Genomic DNA, 214 nt, shown 5'->3' with positions numbered 1-214 from the left:
CATACATTAGATATTTGGTTGCGTAAGCAACGAGATAATCATTCAGCATATGCGTTTATCAAACGTCTCATTAAACAATTTGGTAAGCCTCAAAAGGTAGTTACAGATCAGGCACCTTCAACGAAGGCAGCAATGGTTAAAGTAATTAAAGCTTTTAAACTTAAACCTGACTGCCATTGTACATCGAAATATCTGAATAACCTCATTGAGCAAG

The 214-nt window shown here is 36.0% G+C and carries 1 protein-coding gene; it reads left to right on the top strand.

Annotated features, from left to right (window positions below; all coding sequences use genetic code 11):
• Positions 1-214 (top strand): DDE-type integrase/transposase/recombinase (locus tag IDG64_RS15730; protein ID WP_206171384.1); only part of this gene is annotated, 214 nt, incomplete at both ends.

Origin of the sequence: Staphylococcus sp. EG-SA-15 (genome assembly GCF_017151895.1) — a bacterium.
Classification (GTDB): Bacteria; Bacillota; Bacilli; order Staphylococcales; family Staphylococcaceae; genus Staphylococcus; species Staphylococcus aureus.
Note: the sequence above shows the minus strand (reverse complement) of the source record. Positions and strands in the feature narration are given on the sequence as shown.